Here is a 17,333-nt window from a genome sequence, read left to right as displayed (position 1 = left end):
TGTGGTTCCAGTGACCAAATTAGTCAATAGTCACAAACGGTGCCGCATCACGGCGACAGGCTGCGAAGCACGAGGCTGGACAGTTGGGCGGGCGCGACGTCGGTCGTGTCGAGGTTGTACTGCAACAGCAGCGGATTGAGATACGGCCGCATGACCAGGTAGATCGCCATCGCGGTTTCATCGAGCGGCGTCTTGCGCTCGAAGTCGCCGCTTTGGCGGCCTTCCTGCAGCACGTCCTGCAGCAGCGTCTGCACGCGCGCTTCGTACGCCTGCACCGACTGCCAGTTCCCGGTGGCGGCCGATGCGGCGATGTCGTACAGCTTCCGATCGCGGAAAAACAGCCGGAGGCTCGCTTCGGTAAAGACCCGGAACATCCGCCGCAGCTTTTCGGTCGGCAGGCCGGCGTCGGCCACGGCCGCCCGGACGTCGGTTTCGATCTGGTGCAGGCAGTTCGCGCAGATCATTTCGCCGATCGCCTGCTTCGACTCGAAGAACTTGTAGATATATGCCTTCGAAAAGCCGATGGACTTGGCGAGATCGGACACGGTCGTTTTTTCATAGCCGTACCGGCTGAAGTGCTCGGTGGCGGCGGCCACGATCTGATCCCGTACGTCATGGTCGGCCGGACCGCGTGCGGGGATCGGGGAAGGGGCGTCTTTTTTCATGGGCTGCGGGCTGACAGGAATGGACAACGAGTGACTATTTGGTATTATAGTCACTACCGGATTCTTGCGAAGACCCTCATGCTACCCAAACCCATCGTTGCCGCGGTTCTTGCCGCTGCTCTGTCGGCCGGCTGCGCCGTCGGGCCCGACTACGTGCAGCCGGATCCGGCCATGCCGGAGCGGTTCCAGGGCCAGGCCGCCGTGGAGCAGCGGCACGCGGCCGCCGAAGCCGAACTCGCGACGTGGTGGACGGGTTTCGGCGATCCGCAATTGACGCAGTTCGTCACGCTCGCGCTCGCGCAGAACCTCGATCTTGCGCAGGCCGCAGCTCGCGTCGCGCAGGCCCGCGCGGCGCTAGGGTCGGCGAACGCCGCGCTGTTGCCGTCCGGCAATGTCAGCGGCCAGGCCGCGCGCGTTTACCAGTCTGTCGAGACCCCGTTGGGACGGGTGTTGAATTCGACGCCCGGTTTCGACCGTTACGGCAACGACTATGAGGCCAATTTCAGCGCGAGCTGGGAACTCGACGTGTTCGGCGGCCTGCGCCGCGGCCGGGAAGCGGCGCTCGCCGACTATCGGGCCTCGGAAGCGGGGGCGGTGGCGACGCGGCTGGCCGTCGCGGCGCAGACCGCGGACATTTACATCGTCATTCGCGGGTTGCAGGGCCGTCTGAAGGTCGCGCGGCGCCAGGTGCAGACGCAGCAGGATCTGCTGTCGACCATCAATCTGTTGTATGGAAAAGGTCTGGCGGCGGAGCTTCAGGTCAGGCAGGCCGAAGGCGCGCTGGCCCAGGTTCGCGCATCTGTCCCGGTGCTGGAAGCGGCGCTGGACGCGTCGATGAATGCGCTCGATGTGATGCTCGGTTCGCAGCCCGGCACGCATCGGGCTGAACTTCTGGACGACGGTGATATCCCGGTTGCTCCGCAGATCGCGACGATGGGATCCCCGCGAGAGCTGCTCAGGCGCCGGCCCGACCTGCTCGTGGCCGAGCGTCGCGTCGCGGCGTCGAACGCGCGCATCGGTGTGGCCATTGCCGAGTATTACCCGAAGTTCTCGCTGAGCGGGCTGATCGGCAGCGCAACGACAATCGGCGCGGGCAACCTGTTTTCCGGCGGCGCGAATCAGGCTGCCGGCGTGCTCGGCTTGCGCTGGCGTCTGTTCGACTTCGGCCGGATCAATGCGCAGATCGCGCAGGCAAAAGGACAGGAGGCCGAAATGCTGGCCGCCTACCGGCTCGCCGCGCTGCACGCCACCGAGGACGTCGAAAACGCGTTCTCGGCGCTCGTCAAGCGCGAGGAGCAGGCTACCGTTCTGGCCGACGGAGTGAACTCGCTCGGCAGGGCGCGGGCGGCATCGTTTGCGGCCTACCAGAAAGGCGTCGTCAGTCTGATCGAGGTCTTGCAGGCCGATGAAAGCTTGCTGCGTGCCTCCGATGAGCGCGTGCAGGCGCAAACAGAATCGGCACGAGCAGCGGTTGCCGCGTTCAAGGCACTCGGTGGCGGCTGGCAACCTGGCGCATTCGAAGCGGTCGCCGCTCGATAGCGGCCGTATATGCCAGGGAGTTACCGGGAACGCGGCTCTTGTTCCTTGCCGGGATGAGGACTTTGCCGCAGCGCTACCGCGATAGCGCCCACTATGTCATCTGTGCCGTGCGTGGCACTGCGCGGCGAGGCGACCGGGCATGCGACCTGCTCCTGGGTGTGCAGCGCTTGCATACGGGACCGAACCCCGGGCATGCGTCGCGATCCGACATTCATATCCGGGAGGCGCCATGCAAGAATCGAACGATCCTTCCCGCGTCCGGCAGGACGCGGGCGGCGAACTCAGAGCCGGCGTCGCAGCGGCGTACCGGCCGGCGCGCCATCCCGTCACGCGCCTCTTCGAACGCTTTGCGTCGCACGTGACCGTGTGGGCCGGTTCGCCGGTCGCGTTCGGCAGCGCGGTCGCCGTCACGGTGATGTGGCTCTTCACCGGGCCGCTCTTTCACTATTCGGATGCGTGGCAGCTCGTCATCAATACCGGGACGACGATCATCACGTTCCTGATGGTGTTCCTGCTTCAACGCAACCAGAACCGCGACAGCGTCGCGCTGCATCTGAAGCTCGACGAGCTTCTCGCGGTCACGCACGCGGCGAGCGACCGGCTGATCGGGATCGAGGACGCATCGGAGGAAGAATTGCGCGCACTCGCGCAGACCTACCTCGACATGGCGAAGCGGGCCGCCGAGCGGGAAGGCGAGCCGGCCGGCAATCCGCCCGAATCGTGACGGGGAGAATGGGGGCGCGGTACGGCTGCGGAACGACCGGCACGAGAGCTGCGGACGTTTTTTCAACCGGTTGTCATTTCTGTTGCGGCATCGCAGATCGCAACGCATCCGCGCGGTGAATGCCGGTTGCGCGTCGGTTGCAGTCGGCGTGTTCGTGCGGGGGAAGTCGCGCTGCAGACGACCGATCTCTGCCTGTTGCACAAGGCGCCGGGCGGAGGATGGCAGACCGGCGGCGCGTAAGGGGCGGCACGCGCGCAACAGCCGGTGGGCAGTTGATCGACGCGTGCGCTCGTGCGGCGCACATGTGGCACGCGACGCAACGCGCCGGCACGGATTCGGCGCTAATCCCAAGCGTGCTTGCTGAACTGATAACCCTTGCCGCGGATCGTTTTGATTCGCTTCGGTTCGAGCGCGTCGTCACGCAGTTTGCGGCGCAGCTTCGAGATGTGACAGTCGATCGTGCGATCGAGGCCGTCGAACTCGATGCGGCGTAACAGCCGCGTCAGGTCTTCCCGGCTGACCACCTCGCCGGCGCGGCTGGCAAGGGCCCACAGCAGGTCGAATTCGGCCGAGGTAAGGCGAGGCGCGCTACCGTCAGGAAGATGAGCTTGGCGATCCGACCGGTCGATGGAGAACTTGCCGAACGCGAATCGCTGGGGCGATTCCGGCGCGCAGTCGGCCGGCCGCATGCGTAGCCGTCGCAACTGCGCGTTGATCCGCGCGAGCAGAATGCGTGGCTCGATCGGCTTGCGGAGAAAGTCGTCCGCGCCGAATTCCAGGCCGAGCAACTCGTCGAACTTTTCGTCGCGTGCCGTCACCATGATGACGATGCCGCCATATTGCGTGCGTGCCTCGCGGCAAATCTCGAAGCCGTCCTTGCCCGGCAGGTTGATGTCGAGAAGCACGAGGTCGGGGCAACTCGCGACGATCGTGGATACGGCGTCGGTACCGTCGAACAGCGTGTCCACCTTGTACCGATGCTTGCGCAGATAGTCTGCGATCAGCGCGGACAAATGGACGTCGTCTTCGACGAGCAGGATTCGGATGGGCATCGGTAAACGAGGAGGCAATGCGGGAAAATGGCCGGCGGTTAGTGCCAGTCCGAACGCGTGGTAGCCGAAGCAAGTTGCATGATACTGCGCAAGATTCCGACAGAATGTGACGAAATATGCACCGTTCTTTGAACAGATATGAACGGAAATCATCACGCCGCCTTGCGGAAAAGCGAATGGATGACGGTGTGGAATCGTGTCGTCCGCGAACGGCTCGATGTTCGGGTGAAAAGAGTCTGAGCGACATCCGGCGCGGAGCCGGCAGGGAATCCTGACGAGACGTCGTTCGGGCGAAAACGTTTGCGGAAAACCGCTTGCGCGAACGTCACTTGTGCTGGCCAGCCCGAGGCCCGTAAAGTTGTTCGACATATCATTACAAAATATTACGTACGCAGCGGCGTATGGCTCCCTACAATCCTCGCAACTGATGGGCGTGCATGCTGCATTGCGGCTTCCGCTTTGTCGTCAAAGGGCTTGCGGCGACGAAAGAGGTCGCCGATAACACGCAATTGCCCGCATCAGCACGCTACTGCCGGCATTGAACGCATGTGGATCGGTGCTGACGTCGCATGAGCCTTCGAGGAGCAAGCATCCGGACCGTACGATGTATTAACAGGAGTGCGAAATGACGCCGCTGCAAATCATCCAGAATCTCGACGTGCTCACGAACGCGATCGAAGTCGCGGTCGCCCGGGCCGACTGGAGCGAGGCTGTCCGGGCTGCTGAAGCACGTTCAACGTTCGTGATGACGCTTGCGCCGGATCAACCGGACGAGGTTCGTGCGGCGATCGGGAGAATGCAGGAGACTGATATCCGGATTTCCATCGTCGCACGGGAAACGTTGGTGGCACTCGTCACCGAGGGCTGGATTGCGCGGTGCGGAGCCCGGCTGCCGACGCATGCGCTGGCGGCGAAGCCGATGTCGCCCGGGGCGGATGCCGTGGCATCCCGAAACCCTTCATTTCCCGCATGAGCGTTACTGCCCGGGCGACGCACATGCTCAATACGCGGACAGGTCTCTGGAAGTGCCTGTCGCGGGTCAACGTTTCGGTGGCGGTATGCGATTGCGAAAACGCGTCAATTATGTCGATGCGACACGGTGGTTCGTCGCCGGCGACCATGATCGAGTGGAGAACCGTCAACGCATGTGGGCGGTCGCCACACCGGAAGGTTGGCGTTCGGTGAAGCCTGGTGGCCAGATATTGACGGACGAAACGGGAATCCCGTGACCGATGGCGATCAGGATGCCGTTATCGCCATGAGCCTCCCGAGGGCCTGTCATGTAGCCCGTACCTGGCTAGTTACCTAACGATGATCTGATCTTCGATCAGAGCGGGTTGCCCTGGTTCCGGCACTCACCCTGGAATTGCCCGGAACCCCTTTCGCCGGCCCCGAAACGGGCCGGCTTTTTTTCAGAGGTTCGATCAACGATAAAAATATGATCATGTAGGACGCCAAACCATATGGCGAGTGCGTCTGAATTGTCTGCGGCAAGCGATGATGACTGTTTTGATATTCAAGGTAAGTAAGGCCATCCATGGAATCGTACGCACGATCGGTACCAGTGGTGATGTACCGACACGTTTCACCATCGCCCGGCGAGTTCAGCATAACCCCGGAGCACTTCGAATCGCAGATGCACTGGCTGGCGCGTAACGGATACGTCACGTTAACGGCGGACGAATTCGCGTGCTTTCTACACGGCGCGGCCATGCCCGAGAAGTCGATCCTGCTGACGTTCGACGGCGGTTATCTGGACAACTATGTGCATGCTCATCCGTGCCTTGTGCGCTATGGCCTTAACGCGATCATGTTTCTTGTAACCAGTCGTGTCCAGGACGGGCCCGCTAGATCCTTTTTCAGTCGTGCTTCCGGTGAGGAACATTCTCATGCGGAGTGCGAACGCCTCGTTCTGATCGGGCAAGCCGACGATGTAACGGTACGCTGGAGTGAGATCGACATCATGCGGGCGGCTGGTACGTTCGAATTTCACAGTCACACGCACAGTCACCTGCGGTGGGGCCAGTTGTGTACCGATCCGGGCGACAAAATCGATCGCATCCGCACGGACATCGAGACTTCAAAGCGTACCCTGACCGAGAAAATGGGCGTGGCATCAGCGCATTTGTGCTGGCCAGAAGGCTGCTACGACGGTGACTGTATCGACGCTGCCCGAGCGGCCGGGTTCGAATACCTCTACACGACACGCAACACTCAGCGCAACGTTCCGGGTAGCGCCCCGTACCAGATTCATCGCATGACCGATAACGGAAAGAATGGAGAGTGGCTGGCGCGAAAGGTGCAGCAATACCAGCACGAGCAGTGGGGGCGATTGTCGTAAACCCCGAAGCAAACGATTGGCGGCCGTCACGTCATTCAGGCTGCACGGCGCGGGACGATAAAGAAGGAAACCGAACTTTATTCCGCTTAACGGGGAGAAACATCATGAATGTCAGACCGATGACGGTACGGGCAAAACTCGCGGTTGCCTTTGGTCTGCTCGCCGGGCTGGTGGTGCTGGTATCGGGATTGGCGTTGCACGCGTTAAGCGACGCAAATGACAAGTTCGCCCTGTATGTGCATGGCGTGACCGCGCGCGCCAATGCCGTGGGACGGGTACGCAGTGCGGTCGACCGACGCGCGATCGCCGCGCGCAATCTGGTCCTGGTTACCAAGCCTGCCGATCTGGAAATGGAAAAGGCTGCCGTAACGCAGGCGCATGAGGACGTGCGGGTACGTTTGAAGCAACTGAACGATCTGATGGCCGGCGCAACAGACACGACGGACCAGGCTCGTAGCCTGGTGGCCGATATCAATCGCGTGGAGAGCGAGTACGGTCCGGTGGCGACCGACATCGTGAGCCTTGCGCTTGACAACAAACGCGACGAAGCGATCATGAAGATGAACGACCAGTGCCGTCCGCTGCTCGCAGCGCTGGCCAAGGCGACCAGAGCGTATGCGGAATACACGAACGAGCGTGCCGAGCACCGGGTTCAGGAGGCAGCAGACCAGTATGCCGCGCAGCGCGCGCTGCTCGTCGGCATCTGTCTGGCCGCGCTCGCCGCAGCTGCTGTTGCAGCGCTGCTGATCACCCGCAGCGTGACGCGGGCACTCGGCGCGGAGCCGGCCGAGCTCGGCGGCGTCACGCGGCGCGTGGCGGGCGGAGATCTGAGCCCGGTGCCGGGTGCACGGGTCGCGCCACGTGGGAGCGTGCTCGCCTCGATGGGCGAGATGCAGACGAGCCTCGTGCGCCTGATCGGTCAGGTCAGAACCTCGGCGGACAATATTGCCACTGGCACGAGCCAGATCGCTTCGGGTAACCAGGACCTGTCGTCGCGTACCGAGCAGCAAGCGTCGTCGCTGCAGGAGACCGCCTCGAGCATGGAGGAACTGACCTCTACGGTGAAACAGAACGCGGAAAACGCGCAGCAGGCAAGCGCGCTGGCTACGAATGCATCCGCGGTCGCGCACAAGGGTAGCGCCGTGGTCGGACAGGTCGTGGAGACCATGACCAACCTCAGTCATAGTTCGACGAAGGTCGCGGAGATCACCGGAATCATCGAGGGCATCGCGTTCCAGACCAACATCCTGGCCCTGAACGCCGCAGTGGAAGCCGCGCGCGCGGGCGAGCAGGGGCGCGGCTTCGCGGTTGTGGCGAGCGAGGTTCGAAGTCTCGCGCAGCGATCGTCGAGCGCTGCGAAGGAGATCAAGGACCTGATCAATGCGTCGGTGCAGAAGATCCACGACGGCTCGACGCTCGCGGGTGAGGCTGGCAAAACGATGGTCGAAGTCACGCAGGCGGTGGCCCGCGTAACCGATATCATGGGCGAGATCGCAGCGGCCTCGAGCGAACAGAGCCGGGGTATCGAGCAGGTCAACCAGGCGATCACTCAGATGGACGAAGTCACGCAGCAGAACGCCGCGCTCGTGGAGGAGGCGACAGCGGCCTCGAAGTCGCTGGAGGACCAGGGCCGTCAGTTGACCGAGGCGGTGGCGTTCTTCCGTGTCGATGGCGCGCCTGCCGGCATGCCGGTGCGATCGCAGCCGGAGCCGGTGCGGCCTGCAGCTCCTCGGGCCCTGGCCGGCAGGAAGACCTCTGCGTCGGTCGTGCGGACGTCCGTGCCGGCAATGTCCGCTGCCGGCGCGGCTGATGCCTGACACGCCTTCCAGGCGGCCCTGCCGCCGACAAACGGGGAAAGACCGATGGATGGCGTAGTGAAGGGGCCGCGGAAGAACGTCCACAACAGGAAGCGCCGACGGAATCACGCCGCGTGCTCCGAGATCAGGCGTCGTAGCCCACACGCTCGAAGGCCTTCACGCGCGCCCGATCGATGCCCTGCACGATCGCGCCAAGCAGTACCGCGTCCGTTCCCGTCGCGGAGATCGCGAAGTCGGGTACCGGGATCGGCAGCGACGCCGACAGGTGTGCGCGGATCGCTGGCAGAAGCAGCGCACCGCTGCGACCAATGCCGCCCGCCAGCACGACGAGCGCGGGATCGAGCACGGGAATGATCGACGTGAGTCCCCAGGCGAGCTGACGCGCTTCTTCGGCCACGCATCGTTGTGCGCGCTCGTCTCCGGCATTGGCCGCGACGAAGACTTCCTCGGCACTCGACACCTCGAGTCCGCATCGCCGCGCATCGGCGACGATGCCGTTTGCCGCCGCGAATGATTCGAAGCCGTGTCGTGGGCCGTCGCCAGTGCCCCCGCCGACGGAGGGCGCGGGGGGAAGCACCGCGATCTCGCCCGCGAACCCGTGCGCGCCCCGATGCAACCTGCCCCCGGCCACGATGCCGATACGGATACCGGTACCAATCGACATGAACACGAAATTTTCGACGTCGCGCCCGAGTCCGTACCGCTGCTCGCCCAGCGTCGCCAGGTTGATGTCGTTCTCGATCACGATACCGGCGCCGAGCGCCTCGCGCAGTGACGGGATCAGCCCCGGGCGCTCCCAGTCCGGCAGGTTCGGCGCAAGGCGCAACCGGTCGCTGGCCGCGTCGAGCACCCCGGGTGAACCGATTACGGTCACCAGTACGTCGTCGCGCGGCACCTTCTGTTCGTCGAGCATGGCGTCCACGATCTCGACGATGCGCGCGACCAGTTGCGTCACGCGCGAGGGTGTGCGCTTTTCCAGCCGCGCGATGACGGTACCCGTCAGATCGGCAACCGCACCGCGAATCCATTTTGCGCCGACGTCGATGGCGACCACGAACCCGGCCCGCGCGCGCGGCGCATACAGCCGCGGCGAACGCCCTGCGTTGCCGGCACGCACGCCGGTCTGTTCGACCAGACCCAGGCGTTCAAGATTGCCGAGCGCAGCCGACACCGTGACCTTCGATAGGCCAGTGCTCGCGGCCAGCTGCGGACTGGATGCGGGGGCGAGCGACAGCAGGTGCTGGTAGATCGCCCATTCATTGCCCTGACGGACGAATACCGGCCCCCGGGTAACAGGGACGGTCTGGATAGCTTTCGGGGTGTGGTGGTTCATGCGGGGCGTGATTTGCGGGATGGCCGATCCTATCAACGACCCGTCACGCGGGGCAAGCCAATCCCGTGATCAGGATGCGTGAGCGGGCGCGGTAGTCGGAAGGCAACCAGGTTATTTTGGCGCAATTGCATTTGTAAAGAATCTTTCCTATCATTCGTGGCGTGACACCGACAGCGAGAAGCGGTGCCGACCGGAGCAGTTCCGAACGATGAGACGCGGTACGAGCCATATGGAGACACGATGAGCGATTCAACCTGGCAGGACCCCGCCGGTACGCGTGCAAACCCCGCGCAGGCACCCGGAGACGACGGGCCGCAGTTTCGACGGTCGGTCGGACTGTTCCCGGCGATTGCCGTCAACATGATCCAGATTTGCGGCGTGGGTCCGTTTCTGACCATCCCGGCGATCGTCGCGGTGATGAATGGACCGCTCGCCGTGATCGGCTGGATTTTCGGTGCGCTGCTCGCGATGAGCGATGGACTGGTATGGGCGGAACTCGGCGCAGCGATGCCCGGGGCAGGGGGCACGTACCTGTACGTGCGCGAGGCGTTCCAGTACCGCACCGGCAAACTGATGCCGTTCCTGTTCGTCTGGACCGCGATGCTGTCGATCCCGCTGATCATGAGTACTGGCGTCATCGGCTTTGTCCAGTACCTCGGATTTTTCCTGCCGAACCTCGCGCCTTGGCAGACGCATGCCATCAGTATCGCCGTCGTCGCGGTCGTGGTTCTGGCGCTGTATCGCCGTATCGAATCGATCCGTGCGCTGAGCGCGGTGCTGTGGATCATCATGGTCCTCGCCGTCGGCCTGACGACCGCTGCCGCCTATTCCGATTTCCACCTGGACCTCGCCATGTCGCTGCCGCCGGATGCGGGCGATATCGGCAAGTTCTTTACCGGCCTCGGCGCGGGCCTGATCATCGCCATCTATGACTATGCCGGCTATAACACCACCGCGTACATGGGCGACGAACTGAAGAACCCCGGCCGCGTGATGCCGCGTTCGATCATCGTCTCGATCATCGCCATGATGGTGTTCTATCTCGCGATGAACATCGGCGTCATCGGCACGGTGCGGTGGCAGGACGTCGCGAAGTCGACCTCCGTTGCATCGCTCGTCGTGTCGCGCAATTGGGGGCATGGGGCTGCGGCGTTCGTCACGGTCCTGATTCTGATAGCGGCGTTCGCCTCGGTGTTCGCCGGCTTGCTCGGAGGTTCGCGAGTGCCGTTCCATGCAGCACGCGACGGCGTGTTTCTCTCCGCGTTCGGCCGACTGCATCCGCAACACAACTTCCCCCATGTGGCGTTGCTGGTCATGGGCGTAGTGACGGCGGCCGGAACGTTCTTCGACCTGACCACGGTGATCAATATGCTGATCGCAGTGGCGGTGTTGCTCCAGGCGGTCGCCCAGATTGCGGCGCTGACCGTGCTGCGCAGGCGTCAGCCGGCCCTGCACCGCCCGTACCGACAATGGCTGTACCCGATACCGAGTCTCGTCGCGCTGGTTGGATGGCTGTACGTCTTCTACGCGACCGATCACCGGTCGCAGCTCATGTCGACAATCTGGATCGCGCTGGGCCTGATCGCATTCTTGATTTGGGCGCGCGTCGCACGGCAGTGGCCGTTCGGCCCGAAGCATATTCGCGAAACCTTCCTCGAGCGACAAAAGTCCGCCGCCAGCCACTGAGCCTCCGATGAACGCATACGACCTCCCGGCAGACCGGCCTGTCAATACCAGCGACGACGGCTTCGCACTGGCTATCGATTTCGGCGGCACAAAGATCGCGATGGCCACGACCACGCAGTCGGGACACCGTCTGCACGAGACCGAAATCCCGACCCTGGCCCAACAGGGTGCGGATGCGGTGATGCGGCGGATGTTCGAAGCCGCATGGGGACTGATCTCCCGGACCGTCGTCACGCTCGGTGCGCCGCTTCGTGCGGTCGCCGCCGTGACGCCCGGCATCGTCGAGCGGGACGGCATCCGCCTTGCGCCGAACAACCCCGGCTGGGAGCGGCTCGTGCTCGCGGACCAGCTGCGCGAAGGCTTCGAGGTCGAATGCGTGGGCGTCGAAACTGATGTCAAGGCTGCGGCGCTCGCCGAGGCGCGATGCGGCGCACTCGTCGGTATCGATTGCGGCTTGTATCTGAACCTGGGAACCGGACTGGCAGCCGCTGCGGTCATCGGCGGAAAGGTGCTGCGCGGGTCGCACGGTGCCGCCGGCGAGATCGGATATCAGTTGCGCGGAGTGCCGGGGGAAGCGCCATTTGCGGAAGGGGGCGCTCCGCTCGAAGATTTCGTGTCAGGTCGGGCGATCGGCGACCGGGCCAGCAGGATGCTCGGTCGCCCGGTTACGACGCGTGACGTGTTCGACCTGAGCCTGACGGATCCGCAGATGGCACGCCTGCTCGACGATACGCTCGCGGGCCTGAGCGCACATGTGGCGAATATGGTGCTTCTTCTCGATCCATCGCGGGTCGTTATCGGCGGCGGTATGTCACGGATACCGCGGGTCGCGGATGAAATCCGGACCTGCCTCGCGCGCGCCGTTCCCTACCCGCCCGAGGTAACGGTTTCGGCCTTCGGGCGTGGCGCGGCGCTGCGAGGCGCGGTCGCGCTCGCGCGGGACATCTGGAACTCCCGTCATCCGTCATTGCCGCTGCCTGCTCAACCCGAAGGCCGGTTTCAAGTACTCCTCTCTTAGAGAGGGGCTCGACAAGAGCCAATGGGTTGTTGGCTTTTTCAGCATCCTGTTCACCTTGGTCATCGCGACAGACGGGCAGGGGGATATGCTGACCAGTCTGCTCTGACGTCGCCGCTGCGGCCGTTGGCATGGTGCCGGTGGCCACGGCGGCGACGCGTGCCGTTATCAGAACTTCTGGACGAGCGCGACGCGACCGACGAACTGGTTCTTGCTCGTTGACGAGCCGTTCGAACCGACGATGGCCGGCTGATCGAGACCGGTGCCGGTGTTCGAGTTCGCGTGCTGCCACGCGCCCTGGACGTAGACGGACGTGCGCTTGCTGAGGCTGTAGTTCGCCATCAGGGCAAGTTGAATCCAGTTGGCGGTGGCGTCCCCGCCAGCGCCGTTGAAATGAGCGTTCGTGTACGCGGCCGAACCGGCCAGGTAAAATTCCGGACGCACGAAATACTGCCCGTTTACCTCGAAGTTGTTGAACTTCCACGAATTCCAGCCGGTGCCGATGCTGGATACGTACGCGTTTGCGACTGGGTTGTATACGTCGGTGTGCGAATACGCGAACGCGACGTTCGCGTTGTTCGCGAACGTCCACTTGACGCCAGCGTCGATGTTCTGCTGCGACGTTGCGGTGAAGACGGCGTCGCTGGTCAGCGCGCCGCTCTGGTTCGGGGCCTGCGCACCGCCGTTGTTCGTTTTCATGTATGCGGCGGCAGCCGAGAAGGCACCCATCGTATAGCTCAGCGCGGTGCTGTAGTTGCGGTTGTTCGCGGAGCCTGGCGTGTTGCTGAAACTGTACGTCGCTTCAGCCTGCAGGCCGGCGAACACGGGCGACACGTACTTGATCGTGTTGTTCGGACGAAAGCTGGTGTCGGCGTTGTCGTTGTCGAACGGATGCGCAGCGAAGTCGCCGATCGCGCCGCCGGCTCCGGTGAACGGGGCCCACAAGTCGACAGTCGCGTCGTTCTGGCGACCCAGCGTCAGCGTGCCCGCCTGCGTCGACGCCAGACCTACGTATGCATTGCGGCCGAACAGGCGGCCACCTTCGTTCGACTGGCCGTTACTACCGTTGAACCCGCTTTCCAACGTGAACAGTGCGCTCAGGCCGCCGCCGAGATTCTCGGTGCCCTTCATCCCGAACATCGATTCCTGCGTGTTGCCGCTGACCATCGCGAATGCGTGACTCCCCTGGGCGTTCGACGTGAAGTTCACGCCCATGTCCATTGCGCCGTATAGCGTCACGCTACTCTGCGCATGCGCCGTACCGGCCGCGAGCGATGCCGCCAAGGCGACTTCCGCCGTGAGATATGCCTTCTTCATGCTTTACTCCTCCTGTTTGACTGACCCCGTTGACGTCCACGGTGGCAACACCGGGAGATCGACTGCTTTGTTTGAAGCGTCACTGCAAACTTGTTGCCGGATACTTCGGCATCGACGTGTCAGGCCCTCTGCGGGTGAAGCAGAGAGATCGCGGCGGCGACCGGCCATGGTCGTGCGCCGTCGTTGACTTACAACCCGCCCTAAAAGGCAGAAGCGAGGAACGCTCGTTCTCCGCGGGCAATTTAGTTCAACGAAGTTATCGGCATCGACGTACTCCAGTTGGTCGAGGGCGGGCCTCAACAATCGAACCCGGGGATACGGAGCGACCTTTTCGAACCGGCCACCAGACAAGATCAATAGGCGCCACGCTATCAGTCAAAAAAATCCAATGCAATCACAATCGTGATGTTTTTTGATCCGATTGAGGTCGCCGGATGAGTGGTGCCTGCGCTTCGTGCTCGAAAGGCCTCGGTTCCACGGCGAAGTCGATCGTCGAAACGCGAGAAGCAGCGCCACAAGATCGGTCGATACGTCAGACGTTTCCACGCCGTCTCTCTCGAAGTGGAGCTTGCCAGCCGGCGCTGTCGCACTGGTCCGCGGCTGCCTGCGCCGCTTGGACTTGGGCCTTGCGGGATGAAGGCAACCTCGCTGCCGGCCTCTTGAATCAAATAAAGTCAAAATACTGATTGAATTTGATTTTTCTGGGGTGTATCTTTCCCTTCCATCACCCCCACAACCAGTACAGGAGGCAGCAAGATGAAAAGAAAAATGCTTATGGCGGCCATCGTGGCCGTCGTGCTTTCCGCCGCTCTGCCGGTCGGCGCTCAAGCGGCAGTGCCACTGACGGGGGAGACGGTTACCGTTTTGCTGCCGCCGTGGGCGACGTTGCCGAAAGGGATGACCGACCGTTTTACTGCGCAGACCGGCATCAAGCTGAGTCTGCAAACGCTGGGCTGGGACGAAATCAGAACGAAAATCATCACGGCATCGATCGCCGGCAGCCCGCCCGCCGACGTCACCGAAATCGACTGGTCGTGGGTGGGTCAATTCGGTTCGTCGGGCTGGTATGCCCCCTTGAATGCTTCTGTTGATGCGGCAACGGCCAAGGACTTGCCTGCAACCTCGATTTTTACCTATGACAAGAAACTAATCGGCGTTCCTTATAACAACGATTTTCGCCTTCTCATCTTCAATCGCGAGCAGTTGAGCGCGGCCGGTATCGCCCAGCCGCCGAAGACGCTGGCTGAATTGCTTGCCGATGCCAAGACCATCAAGGAAAAAGGGATAGCGAAGTTTCCGATTGCGCTTCCACTCTCGGCGACGGAAGGCACCGCGACGGCCTGGTACCTGCTCACCAAGGCCTTCGGCGGGGACCTCTTCGATAACGATCTGAAGCCGTCGTTCACGTCGCCCGACTCTGCCGGCTACAAGGCGCTGGCATGGGAAATTGGCGCGCTCAAGGCAGGGCTTGTCGATCCAGCGTCGACCGGCCTGAAGGACGTCGAGGTTCAGGAGCTCTTCAAAAACGGGCAGGCGAGCTTTGACGTTGCGGGTTGGGCCGGAAATCTTTCCGTCTACACGGATCCGTCGAAGTCGAAGGTGGCGAAAGCAGCCGAAGGCGCGCTTATGCCGACGGTGTCCGGAAAGACGCGAACGTTTGGGTTGCCGGAGGCTATCGGCATTCCTGCGGCATCTACGCACAAGAAAGCGGCTGAAGTCTTCATTCGCTGGTTCGTCGCGCCCGAGAACCAGATGGAAAGCTACACGGCTCTTGGAAACTTGCCGACTCGTACCAGTGTACTGAAATCGCTCGACGACAGCGGCAAGCTCGCCAGCGGAAAGACACTCCTCGCCCAGGCCGCCGTCGTCGAACCGCTTTTCAAACAGGGAACGCCCGGATGGTATCCGCAGTTCAGCAGCGCGGTTTCCACCGCGATCAATCAAGCCGCGAAAGGGCAGCTCACTGTCGATGCCGCCATCAAGCAAATTGCTGCTCAAACGGCTGAAGCCAAAAAGCAGTGAGCTGATCGCTTAGGAACAGAGCCATGACCTCCGAAGTCGTCACCTCCGAGACCGTCCCATTTCAGGTTGACAAGCGTTCGACCTTCAACGGCGAACGCTGGTTGGGATTAGCCTTCGCGGCGCCCATCGTCCTCATCATGGGATTACTGGTCTTCGGTCCCGTTTTAGTCACTCTGTGGGATAGCTTGCACAGGGTCGACCCCATGCGGCCTGGAACGCCGTTCATCGGCCTCGCGAATTACTGGGCATTGATGAGCGACTCCCGCGTGCGGCATGCGTGGGTCAATACGATGGAATATGTCGTATTTGCAGTCGTTCTGGAAACGGTAGGAGGTCTGGCTGCAGCTTTATTGCTGAACAGGATTACCTGGGGCCGACGTTGGCTGCTGGCCGCCGTGGTTCTGCCGTGGGCGTTGCCGCCGGTAGTCAACGCAATCGTGTGGTCGTGGATTTACAACCCGAGCTATGGGCTCCTCAACGGTGCCCTGCAATCCGCCGGACTGATCGGTTCGTATCACGTCTGGTTCAACGACCGCACAACAGCATTGCTGCTTGTGGCGCTGGTCCACGTCTGGCGAATGCTGCCGCTGACAGCGGTTATCTTGCTGGCGGCATTGCAGAGCATCCCCGCGGAACTCTATCAGGCGGCTCGTCTCGATGGCGCTGGTCCAATTCGCATGTTTTCAAAAGTGACCTTACCGCTGATTTCGGGTGGACTCGCTATCGCGCTGAGTCAATCGACGGTTTTCGCATTCAATCTGTTCGATGAGGCATGGATCCTGAATGGATCAAGCCTGGACACTCGCCCGGTGCTTGTTCAGGTCTACATGTCCGCTTTTCAGGACCTTCGATTTTCGTACGGCATGGCGCTGTCGGTTCTCGTCATGTTTGCTTCCCTGTTGATCTCGCTTGTCTATGTTTTGCGCGTCTATCGCGAAACGAGGTACGACTGATGCGCGGCTCATTTCTTTCCCGCTTTGGCTTGCTGATTTGCGCGACTGCTTTGTTGATATGGTCGCTAGGGCCCGTGTATTGGGCGCTTGTCACAAGCTTGACGGCGCCGACGGACCTGGTATCGGCGTCGCCGCACTTCTTTCCGCCGCATGTGACGTTCGAGCACTATCGCGAACTTCTTGGAGCATCCAGTTCGTTTCAGGGAAGCGCGGTGCAATCCGTATGGCCGCAGTTCAGTCGGGCGCTTGTCAATAGTCTGATTACGTCCCTGCTGGCAACGGTCGTCACCGTCGCGCTTGCCGCGATTGGGGCTTACGCGTTTGTTCGTCTCAAGTTCCCAGGTCGAAATGTCATTTTCGTCATGGTGGTCGCGTCTCTGGCTATTCCGGCTTATACGGTCATGATTCCGCTTTACAGGCTCATGGTGTCGTTGAAGCTTATCGATACCTACTTTGGCGTCACGATGATTTATGTGTCAGCGTTTCTGCCGCTTGCGCTCTGGCTTATGCGAAGCGTGTACCAGTCGCTGCCGTTGTCGTTGGAGGAGGCCGCGTGGATGGACGGCGCAGGTCGTACGTACACGCTGTTCAAGATCGTCCTTCCGCTGGCTGCGCCGGGACTGATAGCCAGTGCGATTCTCACGTTCCTGAGTGCCTGGGGGCAGTTCATGATTCCGCTGGTTTTTTCGCCGACCCTGGCGACCAAGCCCCTGACCGTCCTCATTCCGGAATTTGTCAGTCGCAACTATGTCGACTACGGGCTGATGAATGCGGCCGGCATGCTCGCCATCATTCCTCCGATCATCGTCGTGCTTTTTTTGAACCGCTTCCTTGTTCAGGGCCTCATGGCCGGATCAGGCAAGTAGCGT

General features: G+C 62.2%; 14 protein-coding genes. 10 read left to right on the top strand and 4 right to left on the bottom strand.

Features of this window, described 5'->3' with window-relative positions; genetic code table 11:
* Window positions 1–47: 47 nt before the first annotated feature.
* Window positions 48–665 carry a TetR/AcrR family transcriptional regulator gene (locus BT264_RS14390; RefSeq protein WP_072437890.1) on the bottom strand — a complete coding sequence of 206 codons (618 nt, stop codon included), beginning with the start codon at window positions 663–665 and terminating at the stop codon, window positions 48–50.
* Between the two features lie 78 nt (window positions 666–743).
* Between BT264_RS14390 and BT264_RS14385 the strand changes: the two genes are divergently transcribed.
* Together BT264_RS14385 and BT264_RS14380 are read left to right on the top strand one after the other, a co-directional pair.
* Window positions 744–2,204 (top strand): efflux transporter outer membrane subunit, encoded by a 1,461-nt coding sequence (locus BT264_RS14385; RefSeq protein ID WP_072437891.1) that lies wholly within the window; start codon window positions 744–746, stop codon window positions 2,202–2,204.
* 229 nt (window positions 2,205–2,433) lie between these two features.
* Window positions 2,434–2,928 (top strand): low affinity iron permease family protein, encoded by a 495-nt coding sequence (locus BT264_RS14380; RefSeq protein ID WP_072437892.1) that lies wholly within the window; start codon window positions 2,434–2,436, stop codon window positions 2,926–2,928.
* A 341-nt stretch (window positions 2,929–3,269) separates the two neighbouring features.
* On the opposite strand, the gene BT264_RS14375 is transcribed toward BT264_RS14380, so the two are convergent.
* Complete coding sequence (locus BT264_RS14375) at window positions 3,270–3,980, bottom strand: response regulator (RefSeq protein ID WP_072437893.1); 711 nt, start codon at window positions 3,978–3,980, stop codon at window positions 3,270–3,272.
* 625 nt (window positions 3,981–4,605) lie between these two features.
* On the opposite strand from BT264_RS14375, the gene BT264_RS14370 reads away from it, so the two are divergent.
* The 3 genes from BT264_RS14370 (at window position 4,606) to BT264_RS14360 (ending at window position 8,138) form a co-directional block, all read left to right on the top strand.
* Window positions 4,606–4,953, top strand: coding sequence for a hypothetical protein (locus BT264_RS14370; protein ID WP_072437894.1), 348 nt, complete (start codon window positions 4,606–4,608; stop codon window positions 4,951–4,953).
* Between the two features lie 564 nt (window positions 4,954–5,517).
* Window positions 5,518–6,321, top strand: coding sequence for a polysaccharide deacetylase family protein (locus tag BT264_RS14365; RefSeq protein WP_072437895.1), 804 nt, complete (start codon window positions 5,518–5,520; stop codon window positions 6,319–6,321).
* A gap of 104 nt (window positions 6,322–6,425) precedes the next feature.
* Entirely contained in the window at window positions 6,426–8,138 is a 1,713-nt protein-coding gene (locus BT264_RS14360) for a methyl-accepting chemotaxis protein (RefSeq protein ID WP_072437896.1), read from the top strand.
* 124 nt (window positions 8,139–8,262) lie between these two features.
* On the opposite strand, the gene BT264_RS14355 is transcribed toward BT264_RS14360, so the two are convergent.
* Window positions 8,263–9,471 (bottom strand): ROK family transcriptional regulator, encoded by a 1,209-nt coding sequence (locus tag BT264_RS14355; protein WP_072437897.1) that lies wholly within the window; start codon window positions 9,469–9,471, stop codon window positions 8,263–8,265.
* Between the two features lie 240 nt (window positions 9,472–9,711).
* Between BT264_RS14355 and BT264_RS14350 the strand changes: the two genes are divergently transcribed.
* Window positions 9,712–11,157: an APC family permease gene (locus tag BT264_RS14350; protein WP_072437898.1), complete on the top strand. Its 1,446-nt coding sequence runs from the start codon at window positions 9,712–9,714 to the stop codon at window positions 11,155–11,157.
* A gap of 7 nt (window positions 11,158–11,164) precedes the next feature.
* A complete protein-coding gene (locus BT264_RS14345; RefSeq protein ID WP_072437899.1) occupies window positions 11,165–12,175 on the top strand; it encodes an ROK family protein in 1,011 nt (336 codons plus the stop codon).
* Window positions 12,176–12,340: 165 nt separating this feature from the next.
* Here BT264_RS14345 and BT264_RS14340 read toward each other — a convergent pair whose 3' ends face one another.
* Entirely contained in the window at window positions 12,341–13,489 is a 1,149-nt protein-coding gene (locus BT264_RS14340; protein ID WP_072437900.1) for a porin, read from the bottom strand.
* A 756-nt stretch (window positions 13,490–14,245) separates the two neighbouring features.
* Between BT264_RS14340 and BT264_RS14335 the strand changes: the two genes are divergently transcribed.
* From BT264_RS14335 to BT264_RS14325, 3 genes are read left to right on the top strand one after another with little or no spacing between them, the layout of a single operon-like run.
* Window positions 14,246–15,511 (top strand): extracellular solute-binding protein, encoded by a 1,266-nt coding sequence (locus BT264_RS14335; RefSeq protein WP_072437901.1) that lies wholly within the window; start codon window positions 14,246–14,248, stop codon window positions 15,509–15,511.
* Window positions 15,512–15,534: 23 nt separating this feature from the next.
* Window positions 15,535–16,464: a carbohydrate ABC transporter permease gene (locus tag BT264_RS14330; RefSeq protein WP_072437902.1), complete on the top strand. Its 930-nt coding sequence runs from the start codon at window positions 15,535–15,537 to the stop codon at window positions 16,462–16,464.
* Entirely contained in the window at window positions 16,464–17,330 is an 867-nt protein-coding gene (locus tag BT264_RS14325) for a carbohydrate ABC transporter permease (RefSeq protein ID WP_072437903.1), read from the top strand. Before BT264_RS14330 ends, BT264_RS14325 begins: the two co-directional genes overlap by 1 nt.
* Window positions 17,331–17,333: the final 3 nt, after the last annotated feature.

The organism is Burkholderia sp. NFPP32 (genome assembly GCF_900119325.1).
Classification (GTDB): Bacteria; Pseudomonadota; Gammaproteobacteria; order Burkholderiales; family Burkholderiaceae; genus Burkholderia; species Burkholderia pyrrocinia_C.
Note: the sequence above shows the minus strand (reverse complement) of the source record. Positions and strands in the feature narration are given on the sequence as shown.

Bases quoted from the DNA above. Each gene is read 5' to 3' on its own strand.
- BT264_RS14360 (WP_072437896.1), top strand. From the start codon at position 6,426: ATGAATGTCAGACCGATGACGGTACGGGCAAAACTCGCGGTTGCCTTT.
- BT264_RS14330 (WP_072437902.1), top strand. From the start codon at position 15,535: ATGACCTCCGAAGTCGTCACCTCCGAGACCGTCCCATTTCAGGTTGAC.
- BT264_RS14325 (WP_072437903.1), top strand. From the start codon at position 16,464: ATGCGCGGCTCATTTCTTTCCCGCTTTGGCTTGCTGATTTGCGCGACT.
- BT264_RS14355 (WP_072437897.1), bottom strand. From the start codon at position 9,471: ATGAACCACCACACCCCGAAAGCTATCCAGACCGTCCCTGTTACCCGG.
- BT264_RS14340 (WP_072437900.1), bottom strand. From the start codon at position 13,489: ATGAAGAAGGCATATCTCACGGCGGAAGTCGCCTTGGCGGCATCGCTC.
- BT264_RS14375 (WP_072437893.1), bottom strand. From the start codon at position 3,980: ATGCCCATCCGAATCCTGCTCGTCGAAGACGACGTCCATTTGTCCGCG.
- BT264_RS14380 (WP_072437892.1), top strand. From the start codon at position 2,434: ATGCAAGAATCGAACGATCCTTCCCGCGTCCGGCAGGACGCGGGCGGC.
- BT264_RS14350 (WP_072437898.1), top strand. From the start codon at position 9,712: ATGAGCGATTCAACCTGGCAGGACCCCGCCGGTACGCGTGCAAACCCC.
- BT264_RS14365 (WP_072437895.1), top strand. From the start codon at position 5,518: ATGGAATCGTACGCACGATCGGTACCAGTGGTGATGTACCGACACGTT.
- BT264_RS14345 (WP_072437899.1), top strand. From the start codon at position 11,165: ATGAACGCATACGACCTCCCGGCAGACCGGCCTGTCAATACCAGCGAC.
- BT264_RS14385 (WP_072437891.1), top strand. From the start codon at position 744: ATGCTACCCAAACCCATCGTTGCCGCGGTTCTTGCCGCTGCTCTGTCG.
- BT264_RS14390 (WP_072437890.1), bottom strand. From the start codon at position 665: ATGAAAAAAGACGCCCCTTCCCCGATCCCCGCACGCGGTCCGGCCGAC.
- BT264_RS14335 (WP_072437901.1), top strand. From the start codon at position 14,246: ATGAAAAGAAAAATGCTTATGGCGGCCATCGTGGCCGTCGTGCTTTCC.
- BT264_RS14370 (WP_072437894.1), top strand. From the start codon at position 4,606: ATGACGCCGCTGCAAATCATCCAGAATCTCGACGTGCTCACGAACGCG.